Annotated in this window: 16 protein-coding genes; 8 read left to right on the top strand and 8 right to left on the bottom strand. The window is 57.5% G+C overall.

The window, feature by feature from the left end:
- The first annotated feature begins 35 nt into the window (after positions 1-35).
- The gene (gene galU, locus ACR0AL_RS08510; protein WP_170349981.1) at positions 36-929 is read left to right on the top strand and encodes a UTP--glucose-1-phosphate uridylyltransferase GalU; all 894 of its coding nucleotides are present in this window, start codon (positions 36-38) and stop codon (positions 927-929) included.
- A gap of 206 nt (positions 930-1,135) precedes the next feature.
- A complete protein-coding gene (locus ACR0AL_RS08505; RefSeq protein WP_480662659.1) occupies positions 1,136-2,212 on the top strand; it encodes a DUF2793 domain-containing protein in 1,077 nt (358 codons plus the stop codon).
- A 33-nt stretch (positions 2,213-2,245) separates the two neighbouring features.
- On the opposite strand, the gene fcl is transcribed toward ACR0AL_RS08505, so the two are convergent.
- From fcl to ACR0AL_RS08490, 3 genes are all read right to left on the bottom strand, one after another.
- The gene (fcl, locus tag ACR0AL_RS08500) at positions 2,246-3,223 is read right to left on the bottom strand and encodes a GDP-L-fucose synthase (RefSeq protein ID WP_170349979.1); all 978 of its coding nucleotides are present in this window, start codon (positions 3,221-3,223) and stop codon (positions 2,246-2,248) included.
- 10 nt (positions 3,224-3,233) lie between these two features.
- A complete protein-coding gene (gmd, locus tag ACR0AL_RS08495; protein ID WP_170349978.1) occupies positions 3,234-4,358 on the bottom strand; it encodes a GDP-mannose 4,6-dehydratase in 1,125 nt (374 codons plus the stop codon).
- Positions 4,359-4,499: 141 nt separating this feature from the next.
- Entirely contained in the window at positions 4,500-5,381 is an 882-nt protein-coding gene (locus ACR0AL_RS08490; RefSeq protein WP_480662657.1) for a phytanoyl-CoA dioxygenase family protein, read from the bottom strand.
- A 103-nt stretch (positions 5,382-5,484) separates the two neighbouring features.
- Between ACR0AL_RS08490 and ACR0AL_RS08485 the strand changes: the two genes are divergently transcribed.
- A complete protein-coding gene (locus ACR0AL_RS08485; RefSeq protein WP_170394828.1) occupies positions 5,485-6,375 on the top strand; it encodes a LysR family transcriptional regulator in 891 nt (296 codons plus the stop codon).
- Here the strand turns inward: ACR0AL_RS08485 and ACR0AL_RS08480 are convergent.
- Genes ACR0AL_RS08480 through ACR0AL_RS08470 form a run of 3 tightly spaced genes read right to left on the bottom strand, consistent with a single transcriptional unit; the run spans position 6,348 to position 8,795 of the window.
- Positions 6,348-7,427, bottom strand: coding sequence for a helix-turn-helix domain-containing protein (locus ACR0AL_RS08480; protein WP_170377159.1), 1,080 nt, complete (start codon positions 7,425-7,427; stop codon positions 6,348-6,350). The genes ACR0AL_RS08485 and ACR0AL_RS08480 overlap by 28 nt on opposite strands.
- A gap of 58 nt (positions 7,428-7,485) precedes the next feature.
- Complete coding sequence (locus ACR0AL_RS08475) at positions 7,486-8,226, bottom strand: hypothetical protein (RefSeq protein ID WP_480647346.1); 741 nt, start codon at positions 8,224-8,226, stop codon at positions 7,486-7,488.
- Entirely contained in the window at positions 8,223-8,795 is a 573-nt protein-coding gene (locus ACR0AL_RS08470) for an RNA polymerase sigma factor (RefSeq protein WP_480647344.1), read from the bottom strand. Before ACR0AL_RS08470 ends, ACR0AL_RS08475 begins: the two co-directional genes overlap by 4 nt.
- A gap of 48 nt (positions 8,796-8,843) precedes the next feature.
- Between ACR0AL_RS08470 and ACR0AL_RS08465 the strand changes: the two genes are divergently transcribed.
- The 3 genes from ACR0AL_RS08465 to ACR0AL_RS08455 all read left to right on the top strand — a co-directional run bounded on the left by ACR0AL_RS08465 (position 8,844) and on the right by ACR0AL_RS08455 (position 13,270).
- Positions 8,844-9,782: a c-type cytochrome gene (locus tag ACR0AL_RS08465; protein WP_480647342.1), complete on the top strand. Its 939-nt coding sequence runs from the start codon at positions 8,844-8,846 to the stop codon at positions 9,780-9,782.
- Between the two features lie 85 nt (positions 9,783-9,867).
- Positions 9,868-10,899, top strand: coding sequence for an Ldh family oxidoreductase (locus tag ACR0AL_RS08460; RefSeq protein ID WP_480662655.1), 1,032 nt, complete (start codon positions 9,868-9,870; stop codon positions 10,897-10,899).
- Positions 10,900-10,963: 64 nt separating this feature from the next.
- The gene (locus tag ACR0AL_RS08455; RefSeq protein WP_302477249.1) at positions 10,964-13,270 is read left to right on the top strand and encodes a Tex family protein; all 2,307 of its coding nucleotides are present in this window, start codon (positions 10,964-10,966) and stop codon (positions 13,268-13,270) included.
- Between the two features lie 35 nt (positions 13,271-13,305).
- Here the strand turns inward: ACR0AL_RS08455 and ACR0AL_RS08450 are convergent, their stop codons facing one another.
- Entirely contained in the window at positions 13,306-14,565 is a 1,260-nt protein-coding gene (locus ACR0AL_RS08450) for a replication initiation protein (protein ID WP_170412243.1), read from the bottom strand.
- Positions 14,566-15,145: 580 nt separating this feature from the next.
- On the opposite strand from ACR0AL_RS08450, the gene ACR0AL_RS08445 reads away from it, so the two are divergent.
- A complete protein-coding gene (locus ACR0AL_RS08445; protein ID WP_170349970.1) occupies positions 15,146-16,531 on the top strand; it encodes an AAA family ATPase in 1,386 nt (461 codons plus the stop codon).
- Complete coding sequence (locus ACR0AL_RS08440) at positions 16,524-17,609, top strand: ParB/RepB/Spo0J family partition protein (protein ID WP_170376975.1); 1,086 nt, start codon at positions 16,524-16,526, stop codon at positions 17,607-17,609. The genes ACR0AL_RS08445 and ACR0AL_RS08440 overlap by 8 nt, the downstream gene beginning before the upstream one ends.
- 175 nt (positions 17,610-17,784) lie before the next feature.
- Here ACR0AL_RS08440 and ACR0AL_RS08435 read toward each other — a convergent pair whose 3' ends face one another.
- On the bottom strand, positions 17,785-18,768 hold the full coding sequence (locus tag ACR0AL_RS08435) for a LacI family DNA-binding transcriptional regulator (protein ID WP_170349968.1): 984 nt from the start codon (positions 18,766-18,768) through the stop codon (positions 17,785-17,787).
- Positions 18,769-18,859 lie beyond the last annotated feature (91 nt).

Here is an 18,859-nt window from a genome sequence, read left to right as displayed (position 1 = left end):
CAGTCAGACATTGTTTTAGTAACTTGAGAGGTCAAATGACACGTAAGGTCACAAAGGCGATCTTCCCCGTCGCAGGGCTTGGTACGCGGTTCCTGCCCGCGACAAAGTCGGTCCCGAAAGAGATCATGACGTTGGTCGACCGCCCGTTGGTACAATACGCCATCGACGAAGCGCGTGCCGCCGGCATCACTGAATTCATTTTCGTGACCTCTCGCGGCAAGTCTGCACTAGAAGACTATTTCGACCACAACTTGGTGCTTGAGCAGGAGCTGAAAGCCAAAGGCAAGGAAGACCTGCTGGAAACGCTGAACGCCACCAATATGGAAAGTGGCGCGATTGCCTATATCCGTCAGCACAAAGCGTTGGGTCTGGGTCACGCGGTCTGGTGCGCCCGGCGCCTGATCGGCGACGAGCCTTTTGCGGTAATGTTGCCAGACGACGTGATTGCCGCCGACAAGCCTTGCCTGCAGCAAATGATCGAAGCCTATGAGGAAACCGGCGGGAACATGGTGGCGGCCATGGAGGTTCCCGAAGACAAGACCAGCGCTTACGGTGTGTTGGACGTAGGTGAAAATATCGGAACGGTCGTACGCGCCCGCGGCATGGTCGAAAAACCCAAGCCCGAGGATGCGCCCTCGAATCTGGCCGTTATCGGCCGCTACGTGTTGGGGCCGTCGGTATTGTACAATCTGAACCAATTGAAAAGAGGCAGCGGTGGTGAGATTCAACTGACCGACGCGATCGCCGAAGATATTGGCAATGGCGTGCCGGTCTTTGGGTACAAATTCAACGGACAGCGGTTCGACTGCGGCTCAAAATCAGGGTTCCTGCAGGCCACGGTAGCCTTTGCGCTGGCCCGCCAGGACTTGCGCGAGGATCTGAGCCAGTATCTGCGTGACGTTGTGGCGACGGATCAGGCTGCTCAGTAACAACTTCTGACGACACATCGACCGGGGTTTTCCTCGGCACGGCATTTCCACAAGCCGGGGCGCTCAGCGCCTCGGCTTTTTTGATGCTTCTGAAAAGTTAGCAATTGGTTTTTCGGGCGTCCGGCACGGTCAGACGGGATTCATCCACCAAAAGGCAATGTGGCGCGCAATGCAATTGTCGGACCGACAGCCACAGGAGGACGCCCGTGCCACAAAATTCACCCCGATTGAACCTTCCATTTCTGCAACCCTCACAGGCCCAGAAACACGTCACCCATAACGAGGCGCTGCGACAGCTGGATGTGGTTACCCAACTGAGCCTGGCCTCGACAAACGCGTCGACTCCACCTGCCGTTCCAAACCAGGGCGAAGTTCACGCATTGGGCAACGCACCAACAGGGGATTGGACGGGTCAGGCCGGAATGTTGGCTACTTGGCTGGACAACGCCTGGTATTTCGCCGCGCCCGGCACAGGCTGGCGCGCATGGGATGAAAGCACCGGTCAAATGAAAGTCTGGGACGGTGGGGCCTGGATCGATCCCCCGGTGGCGACGCAGAATTTGGACGGAGTGGGTATCGCCACAAGCTATGACAGCACGAACCGCCTGTCGGTAAGATCTCCGGCCACATTGCTCAGCCACGAAGGCGGTGGGCACCAGCTGAAAATCAACAAGGCCGGTGCAGGCGACACCGCGTCCTTACTGTTTCAGTCCAATTGGACCGGCCATGCCGAGATGGGTTTGTCGGGCACTACAGGCTTTTCCATCAAAGTCTCTCCCGATGGCAGCAACTGGACTGACGCACTAAGCTTTGACCCCACGACCGGCATTGCAGATGGCGCGGCAATTCAGGCCAGCCCTGATGATATCACACCCGGGCGCCTGATGCGGGCTGACTACGGTTATGGCCCTGGCAACCTGTTAGGGTCCGTTTCCGAAAATGGCGGTGTACCAGACGGAGCGGTGATCGAGCGGGGCTCAACCCCCAATGGCGACTACGTGCGTTTTGCGGATGGAACGCAGATTTGCACCGTCACCCTGCCCGCAACGGGCTGTATAAATGCTGATGGCGTGCTTTTCGCAAGCGGCGCGGCTGTTTGGGACTTCCCGATGACTTTTGCAACCGGTTCAACCATTTCGGTCAGTGGCAGCGGAGGGGCCAGCAATCGGTTCATCGGCTTTGAAGCCCCGACCGAAACGCAGGTAGGTTTCAAGATTTTGGCCACCAACAGCGATGCGACGGCGCGGACACCAACGGCCATTGCCATTGGCCGCTGGTTCTGACGGAACGAACTGCCCGGGTCCCGACCTGAGCAGTTACTTAGCCCTCAAATCCGCCGCTGCCTGATCCAGGAACCAGGCATAGGTTTCGCGAATGCCGTCTTCCAGCCCTACGCGCGCGCGCCAGCCCATGTCGGCCAGACGGGACACATCCATCAGCTTGCGCATGGTACCGTCCGGTTTGTTGACATCCTGCGTGATCCGACCGGTATAGCCGGTTGTTTTTGCCACCAACGCCGCCAGTTCCGCGATCGAAATATCCTCGCCACAGCCCACGTTGATGTGGCTCAGCATCGGTTGGGTGTTTGCCTCATAAGCATCGCGCGGCAGGTCGAGCACGAACAGCGACGCCTCGGCCATATCATCCACATGCAGGAATTCGCGGCGAGGTTTGCCGGTGCCCCAGATCACCACTTCGTCCAGACCATCGCGCTGCGCCTCATGAAACCGGCGGATCAGGGCGGGTAGAACATGGCTGTTTTCGGGGTGGAAATTGTCACCCGGACCATACAGATTTGTCGGCATGACCGAGCGGTAATCGACCCCGTGTTGCCGATTATAGCTTTCACACAGTTTGATCCCGGCGATCTTGGCAACAGCGTAGGGCTCGTTTGTGGGTTCCAGCACTCCGGTCAGCAACGCATCCTCGCGCATCGGCTGTGGCACGGCACGCGGGTAGATGCACGAACTGCCCAATTGCAGAAGATGTTTCACCCCAGCGGCAAAGGCCTGATGGATCACATTACATTCGATCATCAGGTTGTCGTAAATGAAATCCGCCGGATAGGTATTGTTGGCGTGGATGCCCCCCACCTTGGCAGCAGCAAGGATCACGACATCCGGGCGTTCAGCCTGCATAAAGTCGCGCACGGCGGCCTGATCGGTCAGATCTACTTCGGAATGTGTACGCGTGATCAACTCAAGCGCTTCGCCGGCTGCCTGACGATCCTGCAAACGCCGCAGAATAGCGCCACCTACCATGCCGCGGTGACCTGCTACGTAAATCTTGCGCATGTCGTGTTCCTCAGCCGTTTTCCAGACTTACCGGCAGTTCGTAACCATGCTCTTTCAACAGCGCATGGCGTTTCGCGGTTTTCAGGTCTTCGACAACCATTTCGGCGCACATTTCCTGCACGGTCAGTTCGGGCTCCCAGCCCAGCTTGGTTTTCGCATTCGAGGGATCGCCCAGCAGTGTTTCCACCTCGGCCGGGCGGAAATATTGCGGGTCGATGCGCATGATCACGTCGCCAGGTTTCAAGGCCGGCGCGTTTTCCCCTTCAATCGACGTGACGGTTGCGATTTCATCCACGCCGTCGCCCGAGAATTCCAACGTGATACCCAACTCGGCAGCGGACCATTCGATGAATTGGCGGACCGAATATTGCACGCCGGTAGCAATTACGAAATCTTCGGGATTGTCCTGCTGTAGCATCAACCACTGCATCCGCACGTAGTCTTTCGCGTGGCCCCAATCCCGCAGGCTGTCGATATTGCCCATGTACAGGCAATCTTCGAGACCTTGCGCGATATTGGCCAGACCGCGGGTGATCTTGCGGGTCACAAAGGTTTCGCCGCGGCGCGGGCTTTCGTGGTTAAACAAGATGCCGTTGCAGGCATACATACCATAGGCTTCGCGATAGTTGACGGTGATCCAATAAGAATACAGCTTGGCCACCGCGTATGGCGAACGGGGGTGGAACGGGGTCGTCTCACGTTGCGGCGTTTCCTGGACCAGACCATACAGCTCGGACGTGGACGCCTGATAGAACCGCGTTTTTTTCTCCAGCCCCAGAAAACGGATCGCTTCCAGCAGGCGCAGGGTTCCGATGGCGTCTACATCTGCCGTGTATTCCGGAGATTCAAAGCTGACCGCCACATGCGACTGCGCACCCAGGTTGTAAACTTCGTCCGGCTGCACCTCCTGAATGATTCTCGTCAGGTTCGACGTGTCGCTCAGATCGCCGTAATGCAGGTGCAATTTGGGGTTGGGGTCATGAGGATCTTGATAAATGTGGTCGATCCGCTGCGTGTTAAAGGACGACGCCCGGCGCTTAATCCCATGAACTTCATACCCTTTTTCCAGCAGGAATTCGGCCAGATAGGACCCATCCTGCCCGGTAATACCTGTAATCAACGCCTTTTTCGTCATCTTATTTTCCCACGAAATACTGTGTGCATCTTTTCCACCTCAGAAACAGCAAGAACTCGCGGAATGCAACCCAACGCATTAAATCACTGAAAATACTGGCGGCTATTAACCGCCAGCCTGCGTATACGTCACTATTTAACGTCAGGACGTCCCGTAGAGCGGCACATCGCTTTTAGCACCATCCGCCAGCGCTTTGCTCTGATCCCGGCGTACTTGTTCATATAGAGCCAGCGATTGTTCAGAGAACGCCGCGCTCGGGGGGGCGACATGAACAAAGTTTGACCGTTCGTCCTGACCGCGCACCAACATGGCATAGTCTCGGTCCGCAACCAGTTGCCGAGCGTTAGGGTTGAGATAGCGGATCGCCAGACCAATTCTGCGATCACCCGATCGGTTCGGACCCGAGCCATGAATAGTCAGCCCGTGATGCAGCGACAATTGCCCAGGGACAAGTTCGATATGGGTTTTGTCTTCGTCTGCGACATCAACGGCGACTTCCTGCCCGCGCGACAACAGGTTGGTGTCGGAATAGGTGTCGTTATGCGGCAGGATCGGGTTTTTATGACTGCCCTGTACGAAATCCATACAACCGCTTTCGACCGTGGCCGGGGACAGCGCGATCCAGGCGGTCACTTGATCCGGTGTCTCACCCATGCCCCAATAGGTCAGATCCTGATGCATGCCCACCGTGTGTTCGGTATGGGCCTCTTTGACGAAAAACTCGGCGGACCAGACCATGATATCCGGCCCCAATACGCCTTCAACCACATCCAATACCCGCGGGTCCTGTGCCACCCTCGCGGCCAAAGGTATGACCAGATGTGCGTTTACACGTTTGTAGGTGTTCAATGGCAAAGGCAGATCTGCAGATAGCCAGTCGGTCTCGAGTCGTTCAAACTCTGCGCGGATTTCGGCGATCTCATCTGGAGAAAATATCGTCAGAGGGAACAGAAATCCGTCTTCCCAGTATTTCTTGGACTGGTTCACCGTCAGGGCGTGGGGTGAGTTAGCTGTTTGCGGCATGAGGCACCTCTTGAATGCTGGTTCACGCAGGATAGGCCGGAACGCCACAAGGTCAGCGCACAACCTCTTGCCCGTTAGACTAAGTTCAGCTTAGCCTCTTCTCATGTCGTCCCGTATCCCGTCCCTCAACTGGCTGCGCGTGTTCGAGGCCGCCGCCCGCACCGAAAGCTTTGCCCGCGCGGCCACGCAGTTGAACATGTCGGCTGCAGCCGTCAGCCAGCAGGTGAAAGCGCTGGAAACGCGATTGGGCACGCCGCTGTTTCACCGCCACGCCCATGCCGTAACCCTGACCGAGGCGGGGCGGGCCTATCTGCCGTCGGTTCAACAATCGCTGCTGATGTTGGAGACCGCCACCACGGGGCTGTTCGGTGAAACGCGGGAACAGAGGTTGTTTGTGCAATCCATTCTGCTTTATGCGCACGGCATTCTGGCCGGTGGGTTGCCAGACTTTCACGCATCGCATCCGCAGATCAGCCTGTCCTTGACCACTGGCAATCTGGTTTCAGATTTCGCCAACCAGTTCACCGATTTGCAGATCGTGTTCGGCAATCCGACGCTCTATGGCGCGGACAGTGATGTGTTGTTGCATGAACGCCTTTATCCCGTAGCCCCGCCAGATATCGCCAATCAGATTCACCACCCCCAAGATCTGTTCCGTTTCCCTTTGATCGAGGTTTCGACTCACCGCGCCAGTTGGCTGCATCTGTTCGAGACCTTACGTTTGCCGACAGGTCAGGCGCGGTTTTTCTTTGCGGATAACTCCCTGATAGCGGCCGAGATATCGGCCAGCGGCGGTGGCATCGCACTGGCCCGCGCGCCCGCATCAGATCGGATCATGGAAATGTCGGGCCTTGTCCCCTGCCTGCCCGACATTCAAGTGGCAGGTCACGAAACCTACCATCTGGTCTATCCATCCCGCGCAGCCCTGCGGCCACCGGCGCGTGCCTTTCGCGAATGGCTGCTGGATCACAATGCGGCGGTCCAGACCCGGTAACGCCCCTGCCCTGTCACCTCGCGGATCAGGCCGCGCCGGGTGAACCGGTCGATATTGCGCTGTACAGCTGCACGTGACGCTTTTGTCAGTTCCTCGGCAAGTGGGGCCGAAACCATGGGCCAGGCAGTCAGAACGTCGATCAACAAAGGCGGTGTCCGCCCGCTCAGCCCGCTGGTTGCCTCGCGCGCGCGTTGTTCCCAAGCGCTGACCCGATCAAGATGCATCAGCGCGGCTAAGGTTGCCTGCCCTGCCCCTCTGATCCAGGCCGAAAGCTTTTCGTCTACCTCGCCAACCCCGCGTAGTGCCCCGGGACCGGACAGCGCCAAAGGCATGAACGTCGCCCCGCCCCGCCCCATCGTTGCCGCGTGGCGGGCCGCGATAATTGCGGCTTCGGTATCCTGCCCGATCCCCTGAGACAGCGCGCGCCAGGCATGGAACCCCATGGCCGCCTGTGTCACCGGATGCAAGCCTTCGGCATTGCGCATCACTTCGGCCAGATCGGCCACTGCCTCGGGGATGTCTTCGATACCTTGCGCCATGCGATCCAAAAAGGCGGTCAGGCCAATTTCCCATCCATCCGAAGACGGGCCCGGTCCGGAAGTTAAACGCCGTACCGCCCAACCGGCCCGAAACAAAGCCTGAACGTCATCACCGGTTGCACCGATCCGCAGACCGGTCCACAACGCCAGCCGGTCAACACTGATCCGGTCCCCGGTCCACCAGCCCAGATCGGATACATCCATCAGCGCCAGCCGATGCGTCCATCCATCCGGCCCGGCCCGCAACCTCTCATCCAAAGCACCGAAAATTGCCGCCAGGTCGGCCAGTTCAAAAGACAGCTCGGCCTGAGCCGCACGCCAATCGCGCGGATCGAACAGCAAACGGCGATCCACTTTCGGGCCCGGGGGCAAAAAATCCTCGACCGCCTCTTCATCCTCGGGCGGCAGAAACCACAAGTCATCGTCTTCGGGCGGGTCCACATCATAGATACTGGGTGGGCCTACCGCATCGGCGTCCTCATCCGGATCAGGCATGACGGGCTTTTTCTTCATACCCATTATATTTCGAGGATTTGCCTCGCTTCACAAGGCGTTTTTGCGCATTACGCGTTTAACCCGCAAAACTTTCAGTAAGAAAATCCAGCTGACCGCTCAGATCGGTCTGATCGTTACTCCCGATCAGCATGTAGCCATATCCGTCCTGCGCCCAGTTGGCTGTGGCCAGACCGCTCAGCACGGCCTGTTGCACATCCTTGTTCGGCGCGCCCTCACCCTGTCGGATGACACAAAAGGCAAAAGGCAGACCTTCCGCATCGGCAAACACCACCTGAACCAACGGCTTGCCCTTAAATGACAGGACCTGCGCGCGTTTCAGCTCCATCCCCGGCAGGGTTTCAAGCTCTTCGCGGTTCAACGACCGACCCAGCTGTGCCTCAGCCTGCGCGAACTGCTTGTCTAAAGCCTGAGAGGAACTGTCCAGCGACACAATCGTCTCTGGCACATACAACGACTGATAAATCGCTGCCTGTTGAACCCAGCCCAGCGGCTCTGGACGGGTCGCCCAAAAGGTCGCCGACGCAGCAACGACCGCGACCGAAGCCGCAACGGCAAGCAGACGCAGCCCACCACCGGCTCGCACGACCGGGGCCACCGGCTGTGGCAAATCAACCTGGGGCGTTTCCACTGGCACACGTTCGAAAACCGCCTGCACCACAGGTGCGAACGGGTCCAGCGCCATCAGGCGCTGTTCCAATGCGGGATCCGCCTCAACCGCGCTTTCGATCGCGGCGGCTTCGGCCTCATCCAGATTGCCTTCCAGATACGCCAACAGCGTCTCATCGGAAAACTTCATTTGCCACTCCGTCGAACGGTGTCTGCCGCCTCATGCTGCATCACAGTTTTCAGTTTCTGCCGGGCATTGGACAACCGGCTCATGATAGTTCCTATCGGCACCTCCAGCAACGCGGCAGCTTCGCGGTAGCTATAGCCCTCGACGAACACAAGCACGACCGTCTCCCGCTGCGCCTCTGGCAGCTGCATCACTTGTGTAAACACTTCAGTGGCGAAAATATTCGTTTCTGAATCGTTTCCGGGTGCAATTAAGTCTGCTTCGGGCGTCACGGACAGCGCCTGCGCCTTGCGAACCGAACGCGACCGCACCTCATTCAACCAGATCGAGCGGCAGATCGTCATCAGCCAGCTATCCAGCCGGTCATGTGACGTGACCTGGTGGTGTCGTTCCAACGCGCGCAGACATGTGGATTGTAGCAGATCGTCGGCCACGTCGGATGCGCCGGACAGTGCCAGCCCAAACCGCCAGACGCGTTTCGAATGCATCTGGATCGCGCCGCGCACGGCCTGTTCCGAACTAATCTCACCACCCATCGAATAAATCGCGACCTGTGTGTGTTTGCTTTCCACGGACCGGGCCCGCGGGGTCAGGACTGACATAACCCGAGGAGGAAAGAAATGAAACTTCTGTTGAAGGCAGTCACGATTGCGTCGGCAATTGTTGCAACCCCGGCGCTGGCGGACGGCTGGACCCTTGTCCCCGAAGGATCGCATCTGGCCTATGGGACCATCAAGAAAGACACCGTGGGCGAGGTCAATTCCTTCACCAACCTCAGCGGTCATGTCAGCCCGGACGGCAAGGCCGAGATTCAGATCGACCTGTTCTCGGTCGAGACCAATATCGACATCCGTAACGAACGCATGATCGAGTACGTGTTTCGCAAAGCAGGTACTGCGGCGCTGACGGCCACGTTTGACATGGCCGAAGTCTCAAGTCTGGGTATTGGCAAAACCACCACCGTCGATACCGAGGCCGTGTTGTCCCTGGCTGGAACGGATGTGGCCTTCGACGCCGAGATGTTTGTGGCCCGCCTTTCTGAGTCCTCGGTGATGGTGTCGACCAACGACATGGTGTTCATCAGCGCCGAAGACGCAGGCGTCAATGCTGGGGTCGAAAAACTGATGGAGCTGGCCAGCCTGCCCGGCATCACTCGCACGGTTCCGGTGACGGCCCGGCTGATCTTCAACTTGGATGGCGAACAGGCTGCGGTTGCCCCTGCTGCCCCGTCTGCCGTCGCCGCAGTGGAAGGAGACATCAAGGCGGGTAAGAAAGTGTTCCGCAAATGCAGCGCCTGCCACAAGCTCGAGCAAGACCGCCACACTGTCGGTCCGTCACTGCACGGGGTTATCGGCGCCACAGCCGGACAGGCGGACGGGTTCCGGTATTCGGCCCAATTGCAAGAGTCGGGCATTGTCTGGACCGCTGACACCCTGACCGCGTTCCTTTCTGACCCGCGCAGAACGATTCCCGGTAACAAGATGCAGTTTTCCGGCCTGAAAAAAGACGAAGATATCACCAACCTGATCGCTTATCTGCAGGCCGAAGCGCAGGGCTGATCCCGAACCCGGCGAAAACCGGGTTCCCTTTGCCCGCTCTGCCACGCTATCCCTTGTCTCAGTCACGATGAGGGAGACGCAGGGCATGAGCGAAACGGTCAAACTGTCATTGGACGAAGTCCGAGACCTCAGCCTTTCTATTTTGACCACGTCTGGTTTCGGGCCGGATCATGCCGCAGCGATCGCCGATACGCTAACCACCTGTCAAATCGACGATTGCCAATCACATGGATTGTTCCGCCTGTTCATGTGCGCCGACACGATAAATGCGGGTCAGATCGACGGGCATGTAGATCCAATCCTTGAACCGTCGGAAAACGCAGTCGTTCGGGTTGATGCGCAGGGAGGGATGTCCCTGCTGGCGTTCGAAAAAGCATTGCCGGTTTTGATCGAGAAAACCCGCACCCAAGGTATCGCCGCCATGGCGATCAACCGGTGCTTCCATTTTTCGGCACTCTGGCCCGAGGTGGAGCGTCTGTCCGCGGTTGGTCTGGCGGCGATGGCGATGGGCCCAAGCCACGCCTGGGTCGCCCCCGCCGGTGGCACGCGCGGCAGCCTTGGCACCAACCCGCTGGCCTTCAGCTGGCCTCGCCAGAACAAAGACCCGTTTACCTTCGATTTCGCCACCAGCGCCTTTGCCCGGGGAGAGATAGAACTGTACCGCCGCGCAGGCAAGCCCCTGCCCGAAGGTGTCGCCATCGACAAACACGGCAACCCGACCACCGATCCACAGGCCGCGATGGACGGCGCGATGCTGACCTTTGGCAGCTACAAGGGCTCGGCCCTGTCGATTATGATCGAACTGCTGGCCGGTCCGCTAATCGATGATCTGACCAGTCTGGAAAGCATGGAATTCGCCGATGGCGCCGGCGGCGCACCTTATCACGGGGAAATCCTTCTGGCCTTCGATCCTGCGCAATTCAGCGGCGGTCGAGTCGATGAGAATGACGCGCGGGCCGAGCGTTTGTTCGCCGATATCACCGATCAGGGCGCGCGTCTGCCGTCGCAACGGCGCTTTGCCGCGCGGGCCCGCAACACCGAACGTGGCTATGTCGAGGTTGCCAAGACCCTGCACGACGACCTGCAGGCTTTGGCCGAACAGGCGCAGGCACGCTAAAGCCTCTTTCCCTTGGCGATGTGGCTGGCTAAGAAGTCCCTCCAGACATATTCAGGAGGCCCCCTTGGACCGCATCGCCCGCACCATCGCCACCGAAATCAATGCCCGCCCCGAACAGGTGGGGGCCGCGGTGAAATTGCTGGACGAAGGGGCCACCGTGCCTTTTGTCGCCCGCTACCGCAAAGAGGTGACGGGTGGGCTGGACGACACCCAACTGCGCACCCTGTCTGACCGCCTGACCTATCTGCGCGAACTGGAAGCGCGGCGCGAGACGATCCTGGGCTCGATCAAAGATCAGGGCAAGCTGACCGACGATCTGGTCAAATCCATCGCGCAGGCCGATACCAAGGCGCAGCTGGAAGACATTTACCTGCCCTACAAACCCAAGCGCCGCACCAAGGCGATGATTGCCCGCGAGAATGGGTTGGAACCGCTGGCGGATGCCATTCTGGCGGATCGGTCGGCTGACCCAGAAATTCTGGCGCAGGGCTATGTCACCGAAGCAGTGGCAACCGTCAAGGACGCGCTGAACGGCGCGCGGGACATCATCACCGAACGGCTGACCGAAAACGCCGCCCTACTGGGTGAGCTGCGCAATTTCATGCAGCGCGAGGCCCTGCTGACTTCAAAGGTAATTGAAGGCAAGGAACAGGAAGGCGCGAAGTTCAGCGACTACTTCAGCCATTCGGAGCTTTGGGCAAAAGCCCCGTCGCATCGTGCGTTGGCGATGCTGCGGGCCTCGAAAGAGGGGATCGTGACACTGGATATCGCGCCCGATCCCGAAACCGGCGCCGCCCGTGCCGAAGCGATTGTCGCCGCGCACCTTCACACACGTGGAGGCGGTCCCGGAGATCTGTGGCTACGTAAAGTGGCGGGTTGGACTTGGCGGGTTAAGCTGTCGCTGTCGATGATGGTCGAGCTGATGGCGGATCTGCGCGGCCGAGCGCAGGATGAAGCAATTGATGTTTTCTCGCGCAATCTTAAAGACTTACTATTTGCCGCACCGGCGGGTGCCAAGGCAACCCTGGGTCTGGACCCCGGCATTCGAACTGGCGTCAAAGCTGCGGTGGTTGATGCCACAGGTAAAGTGGTCGCGACCGATACGCTTTATCCGTTTCAACCCAAGAACGATCTACGCGGCGCGCAGGCCGCCATTCTGAATCTGATCGCTGCGCACGAGATTGAACTGATCGCCATCGGCAATGGCACCGCCAGCCGGGAAACCGAGAAACTTGTGGGTGATACGCTGAAACTGCTGCCAAAAGCTGTTTCGGCACCGACCAAGGTTGTTGTGTCCGAGGCTGGCGCATCGGTCTATTCCGCCTCAGAACTGGCGGCGCGCGAATTCCCCGATCTTGACGTGTCGTTACGTGGTGCGGTTTCCATCGCTCGTCGGCTGCAGGACCCGCTGGCCGAACTGGTTAAGATCGAACCTAAATCCATTGGGGTCGGCCAATACCAGCATGACGTGGACCAGCACAGGCTGTCGCAATCTTTGGCATCGGTGATCGAAGATGTGGTGAACGCGGTGGGGGTTGATCTGAACACGGCCTCAGCCCCCCTGCTCTCTCATGTCTCGGGGTTGGGGCCCGGCTTGGCCGAAGCAATTGTCATGCATCGCGACATGAATGGCGCATTTCAATCACGTAAAGAGCTGCTGAAGGTCACCCGCCTTGGCCCGCGCGCTTATGAGCAAAGTGCAGGCTTTTTGCGCATACGCGACGGGTCGGAACCTCTGGACGCCTCTTCAGTTCACCCCGAGGCCTATGACGTGGCCCGCCGGGTTGTTTCGGCCTGCGGGCGCGACATCCGTCAGATCATGGGTCACGACGGAGCGCTAAAGGGGTTACGCGCAGAACAATTCGTCGACGACACCTTCGGCTTGCCGACTGTGCGCGACATCTTTGCCGAGCTGGAAAAGCCTGGCCGAGACCCCCGCCCCAGTTTTGTCACCGCCTCGTTCACCGACGGTGTCGAAGACATCACCGACCTGAAACCGGGCATGGTGTTGGAAGGCACAGTGACAAATGTCGCCGCCTTTGGCGCTTTTGTGGATATCGGGGTGCATCAGGACGGGCTGGTCCATGTCAGTCAATTGGCCGACCGCTTCGTCAAAGACCCGCACGAGGTGGTCAAGACCGGACAGGTCGTCAAGGTCACCGTGGTCGAGGTGGATGTTCCCCGCAAGCGGATTGGCCTAACTATGCGCAAGGATGGCGGAACATCATCTCGCGAAGATCGGGCCAGTCGAGGACCAAAAAAGAACTTCGGCCCGTCAAAACCCAAAGGATCGCAACGCGCAAAATCTGATAGTAATGCGCATAACAGCGCATTTGCGGATGCGTTGAAATCTGCGATGAAGGACCGTTGATGAAAACGGGCATTCACAGCCTTTGCCTTTGACGCCTAGGCGAAGGCGTCCGGCTCAAGCTCTTCCCAAAAATCAAAGATGGCATTGGCGTTCAGACCAGAACGCCAGCCATGGGCGCGGAAGTGTTCCCGGTCCAGATCATTGTCGAGCCCTGCCATAAACAAGCGTTTGTCCGCATCCCGCTGGGTTGGGTTTCGCCGCGAAACCAGTTCTTCAACGATAGACAGCTTTCGCGACCGCTCGGTACGCTCAGCCACTCGGGCTGCGTAAGCCTGATCTTCTAGCGCCTTCTCAACGTCCCGTACGCGCGCGGCCTCGACGGCTTCGGGGCTGGGTTCAGGCGGAGAATCGTTTTCCGGCGGTTGATAGTCGTCGCGCAAGGCGGCGGACAAATATCCTACCGTTGATTTCACATCCCCCTGCCCGCTTACATAATCCAATTTTTGCTGCACATAGTCTTCACCATGTTCCGCAATCCACTGTCGCGCCAACCGGTCGGACACCCCTTGCTTACGGAGCGTCTTGTAAACTTGCAGATTGCGGACGCCATCGCTGTCATCGATTTCGAACATCGCCTTCTGTGGATTACCTTTGATCAGAAACCGGATATCCGTAACCGTGCGGCCCTTTTTTTGAAACTGTGGCTCTATCAGTATGTCCGAACTTTTATTCACCTCAGCCACGGCGGGTTTGATGATCTTGGCGTTGAGGTGTTTGAAGCTGCCGTAATAGTCGCTGCCGTCTACCCCCATGAGTTTGCGGAACACGTCCAGCGCCCACCAGCCCGTAGAACCGGTTCTGACGAACCTATAACAATTCTCATACAGCGCCAGGCCATGCCCAGAGCTAAAGTTCCTTTGGATCTGCACATTGATCAGGGCATAGATTTTCGGATCATAGAGCTTTTGGGCCAGCGCCGGTGAGTAGGCGTATTCACAGACCCCGTTCTTCAGCTTGGCGAAGCTGAGCAATGAGGACACGCCCCATTCTTGTCTGCCCTGCTCATCCAACATGTCCCACTCCGCGACGGTCTCGGCCAGCGCTCGCAAACTCGCCCGCAGCGTATCGAAGTCGTTTGAATTATAGCCGACCATCATCGCAAGCGTCCGCGCGTCGATAGTATGTGTCTGTGCTGAGGTCAGTGCGTCATACGCGTTCAACAACAGGACATTCGAGAGCTTACGCTGCAAAAGCGTAAGCTTGCCGCTGATGTGAATCGCGGCGACGTTTTTCTTAACCGTCTCCCGGCGCAATGCACCAGAGAGCTGATCCATATCCAATTGTGTATCCGGCATGATTCTGCCTGGCTGCTCGTTTTGGTATTTCTTGCACAAAAAGTACCCATGGATCAATTCTATTTGGGTACCCAAATACAGGAAAGAGGGAATCCTGTATCTGGGTACCTGACCTGAAAATCCTCGCAGTTATCCACAGAACCGGATCGAGGGTCGCCCAATTAGAGGGTTTTACATGTACTGCGACCCGGCGAAAAACGAAAATTTAGGGTCTAATCTGGTCGAAATTTCAGCGTCCTGCGAATCGGCCCCCTTCTTCCTGAAACTCGGCACTCAGCAACCTGTAGACGGGTACCTTTGATACCGGAATCTGGTCCCTTTCATACCGTAAACAGGTTCTAAAGTGAGTTTAATTCTTTGGTTTTAAACACTATTTTTCTTGTAAAGTCTCTAAAACATCTAAAATAAATAAACTCTTTGTTAGCTTTGGTGTTGCCTATTTTACTGGTTTCGTGACGAAACCCACTCAGAGGGGCTTATTCTGTGGAAAACTCTCACTCTGAGGATAGCGTCATTAGAAAATGTTCGCTATGTTGGGCAATATACGCCGCTAAGGCGAACATTACCCGAGGCATCGACAGTGAATAAATCTAACCAACCTCCTCTGCCGCCCTATTTGAATCTGGATCCAGAGCTAGCAGCGCAAAAGTTGCCTGATCCTATCGGAACTTCTCGATTCGCCAAAGCGGCTACATTCTGCGCAAAAGGGCGCGAAGACCTGGCGCGACGTGGGTATGCTCCGGACGGGGAAAAAAGACTGCGTAGATTTTCCATCTGGGAGATCACCAAATACCTGATCCCGGTTGCACCAGCGCATCTGCGACGTGTGCTCAAAGCCAATCCCGAATTGCCGCAGGGTGAAGGCGAGGCTGGCTCCAAGTGGTTTTCGCTGGAGGAAGTACTGACCCTCCGACAACACTTTGCAGCCGAGGGTGTGAGCACCAAGGAATATCTGCCGTACCGACCAGATGGCCTTCCTGCAAAGGTGGTTGCTGTGGCCAATTTCAAAGGGGGTGTAGGTAAGACATCTACTGCCGCGCATCTGGCAATGTCAGCTGCGCTGGACGGATATAAAGTATTGGTTATAGATCTGGACAGCCAGGGATCGATGACCTCAATTCTAGGTGGGAGTGTTGCAGATGAATGGCAAACGGTTTTTCCACTTATAGCCAAAGATTACGCGCGTGCCGTACAAGAGGAAAACCGGGTCCGCAATGCGGCTGGGCAGCCTGAAATCCCCCTGGATGAAACGCTGCAAGAAGCGCTCAATACCCTGCCCCGCGATGTTATTCAGAAAACGCATTGGCCCAATATCGACCTGATTGGCGCCCAGTTGAACCTGTATTGGGCCGAGTTTCAGATACCCGTTTGGCGCATGGGTTTGCGCAGTTGGCCGCTTTGGGATGGTTTGACCAACTTTCTGCAGGATGAAGGAGTGTTGAACGACTACGACATTGTTTTCCTCGATACGCCTCCTGCACTTGGGTACCTAACGATCAACGCGCTGGCTGCAGCTGATATTTTGCTTGTGCCGTTGGGGGCCTCGTTTCTTGAATTTGATTCAACGGGCCGGTTCTTTGACATGCTCTACACGACTTTTGCCAGCATCGAGGACGGTGAGAACGCGGCGCAAAGGGCGGCTGGTTTACCCGAGCTCAAGTTTGAATGGGACGTGGTCAGGGCCATAATCACTCGGTTTGATGCCAGCCAGCAAACCGATATGGCAAATGTGATTCAGGCCTATTTCGGGGACTTCATGAATGCATACCGTCAGGACTATACCGCTCTGGTTGGCCAGGCGGGTGAGCAGGTCAACGGTATCTACGAAGCGGATTACAGGGACTTCAATCGCGATACGTATGTACGAGGTCGGGAAACATTCGACCGGACCTATGCCGAATTCAAGCAGGTCTTGATCGGCTGCTGGTGGCGCGACGCTCAGATGGAAGGAAACGCAGATGGCTAAACGCAGAAGACTGACCGCTCCGGACACGTCAGAATTGGAACAGCTTGAGGCTGGTTTCGCGGCGAAACCGTCGATCAGCCCGTTTGAAACCAAGTCATCGACGCCTCCGATTGCACAGGTCGCGGCTGAGGCTGCAACGCTCAACGGCATGGCAGCGGTGACCGATCGCCTTGCTCTGGCGCAGGATCAAGGTGATGCAGCTCGATGGCGCGATGCGCAGGATGCCGGACTGGTGGCGGAAATGCTATCGCTGGATCAGATTGATGCCGATTTCATTCGTCGCGACCGGATGGTTGAAGATGAAGAAGCCATGGCAGAACTTTTGGAGTCCTTGCGCGTTCACGGGTTGCGCACACCAATTGAGGTCACGCGTGACGGCGAAGGTTACGGGTTGATTTCTGGCTTCCGACGATTGAATGCCTTCCGGCGCCTGGCCGAGACCGATCCGCGGTTTTCTGAAATCCCAGCCTTTGTCCGAGAGGCTGGTTCGGGGCAGGGCGCCTATGTCTCAATGGTCGAGGAAAACGAACTTAGGGCAAATCTCAGCCCTTATGAACGTGGACGCATTGCGGTTTTAGCCGCGGGACAGGGGGTATTTGCATCGACCGAAGCCGCTGTTGACGTTTTGTTTGCTGCTGCGTCCAAGGCAAAACGATCCAAGGTTCGTAGTTTTGCGGTGGTACACGAAGCACTTGGTGACTTGTTGCAGCACCCGGTCGCCCTGTCCGAAAAAGCAGGACTGAAACTAGCGGCCGCATTGCGGGAGGGGGCACAACCCCAATTGCGTCAGGCTTTGGCCGAGGTGGGCGAGCTGGACCAAAAATCGGAATGGGCGTTGCTGGAAGCCGCCCTAAAGACGTCACCTGCCCCTGTGAAAGACAAGGCGAGGGGAGGGCGTCCGCAACAGGTTCAGCGCCTGGCTCCGGTGGCGTTGACCGGAGGCAGCGACATTCTGGCCGAAGTGTCCGCAGGCGAATTACGCCTTCGTATTCGTGGAATGGATATCCCTGCCGAAGACGCGCAGAACATCGTTGAACGGTTGGCCGATTACCTGCGTGAGTTTCGCGGCAAAACATAAAGCGGGAAGGTGAGATAGGACCGCAAAATCAGACCCGCTATGTGGTGCGCAAAATGACATATTTTTGCGCACCAATTGGGTCGACCGTTTGACACCATAGGACGCTGGGATTCCACGTAATGTGCCAACGGTTATGAGGATCATGCCGTACCTGTATGAAACGGGAACTTGGTTTTCAGGACGTCAAATGGGACGGGTTCGGAATGGCTGACCGCCGTTCGATCAGCTGACCGTCAAGCCGTTCGGCACTGGGTCTTTCTTGATCCGAAATCCAGCGTGCGAGGGCAACGGCGGCTTTCTCGCCCATTTGAGACACCGGCAAATGCACTGTGGTGATGGCAGGCACTGCGACAGCAGAACTGGGCAGATCGTCGACCCCAACCAGAGAGATATCGTCGGGCACGCGGACATCCTCGGCCTGAAGACCGAACAAAACCCCCAAGGCAACGACATCTGACAGGCACAAAATGGCGTCCGGTTTTTGAGCCTGTCCGCAGATGAGTTTGGCACTTTCCGCGCCGCCACGATGGCTGATCTGGGTCTCGTAGCAGGTTAGCTTTCCGTCCCAGGGCAGGTCCTGCAGACCGGAAAGTCGTGCGCGTGTTCGGTCATTATCATGCACCGGGCCGTGTACGACAGCTATGTGGCGATGCCCAAGGTCGGCAAGATGCTGCAGGGCAAGCTGAGCCACCGCTTCGTTGTCATACCCGATGGTCGGCAGAGGGTTTGTTGCGTCATAAAAGGATGTGATGATCGTCGGCAGCATCGTCCGATCGATCAAGTCGTGCAGTGCGTCGCTGTGGGTGGCACCTGTGATAATCAGACCTTCGGCTCCGATATCAACAAGGCTTTGCGCTTTCTCGGCTTCGATTTCGAGGTCCGAGTTCGTTGTCGCAACGACAAGGGACAATTGGTGTTCGGACAGCTCACGCTCTAGCGCGGCAAGGAACCGGGCAAAGATCGCGTTGTCCAGCGTTGGCACCAAAGCTCCGACAAATCGGGTGCGGCCGGAATTGATCGCCCGTGCGGCGGCGCTGGGTACGAATTTCAACGCGTCAATGGCAGCCTGGACTTTCTCAAGCGTGTCTTTCTTCACCACGCCTGGTTCATTGAGAACCCGAGACACCGTTGCGACCGATACACCCGCCGCTTTGGCCACGTCTCTGAGATTTGCGCGTTTTTTGGGTTCAGGGCTTCTTGGCTTCACCGTTTTCTGGGTCCGTTTCTACGGTCGTATAAGAAAGTGTTGA

Source organism: Ruegeria sp. BB1, assembly GCF_056539465.1.
The sequence above is the reverse complement of the archived record's forward strand: the minus strand, read 5'-3'. Positions and strand labels throughout refer to the sequence as shown.

Coding starts and splice junctions, on each gene's coding strand:
- ACR0AL_RS08460 (WP_480662655.1), top strand. CDS start 9,868: ATGAGCGAAACGGTCAAACTGTCATTGGACGAAGTCCGAGACCTCAGC.
- ACR0AL_RS08490 (WP_480662657.1), bottom strand. CDS start 5,381: ATGCCGCAAACAGCTAACTCACCCCACGCCCTGACGGTGAACCAGTCC.
- ACR0AL_RS08485 (WP_170394828.1), top strand. CDS start 5,485: ATGTCGTCCCGTATCCCGTCCCTCAACTGGCTGCGCGTGTTCGAGGCC.
- gmd (WP_170349978.1), bottom strand. CDS start 4,358: ATGACGAAAAAGGCGTTGATTACAGGTATTACCGGGCAGGATGGGTCC.
- fcl (WP_170349979.1), bottom strand. CDS start 3,223: ATGCGCAAGATTTACGTAGCAGGTCACCGCGGCATGGTAGGTGGCGCT.
- ACR0AL_RS08450 (WP_170412243.1), bottom strand. CDS start 14,565: ATGCCGGATACACAATTGGATATGGATCAGCTCTCTGGTGCATTGCGC.
- ACR0AL_RS08475 (WP_480647346.1), bottom strand. CDS start 8,226: ATGAAGTTTTCCGATGAGACGCTGTTGGCGTATCTGGAAGGCAATCTG.
- ACR0AL_RS08465 (WP_480647342.1), top strand. CDS start 8,844: ATGAAACTTCTGTTGAAGGCAGTCACGATTGCGTCGGCAATTGTTGCA.
- galU (WP_170349981.1), top strand. CDS start 36: ATGACACGTAAGGTCACAAAGGCGATCTTCCCCGTCGCAGGGCTTGGT.
- ACR0AL_RS08480 (WP_170377159.1), bottom strand. CDS start 7,427: ATGAAGAAAAAGCCCGTCATGCCTGATCCGGATGAGGACGCCGATGCG.
- ACR0AL_RS08440 (WP_170376975.1), top strand. CDS start 16,524: ATGGCTAAACGCAGAAGACTGACCGCTCCGGACACGTCAGAATTGGAA.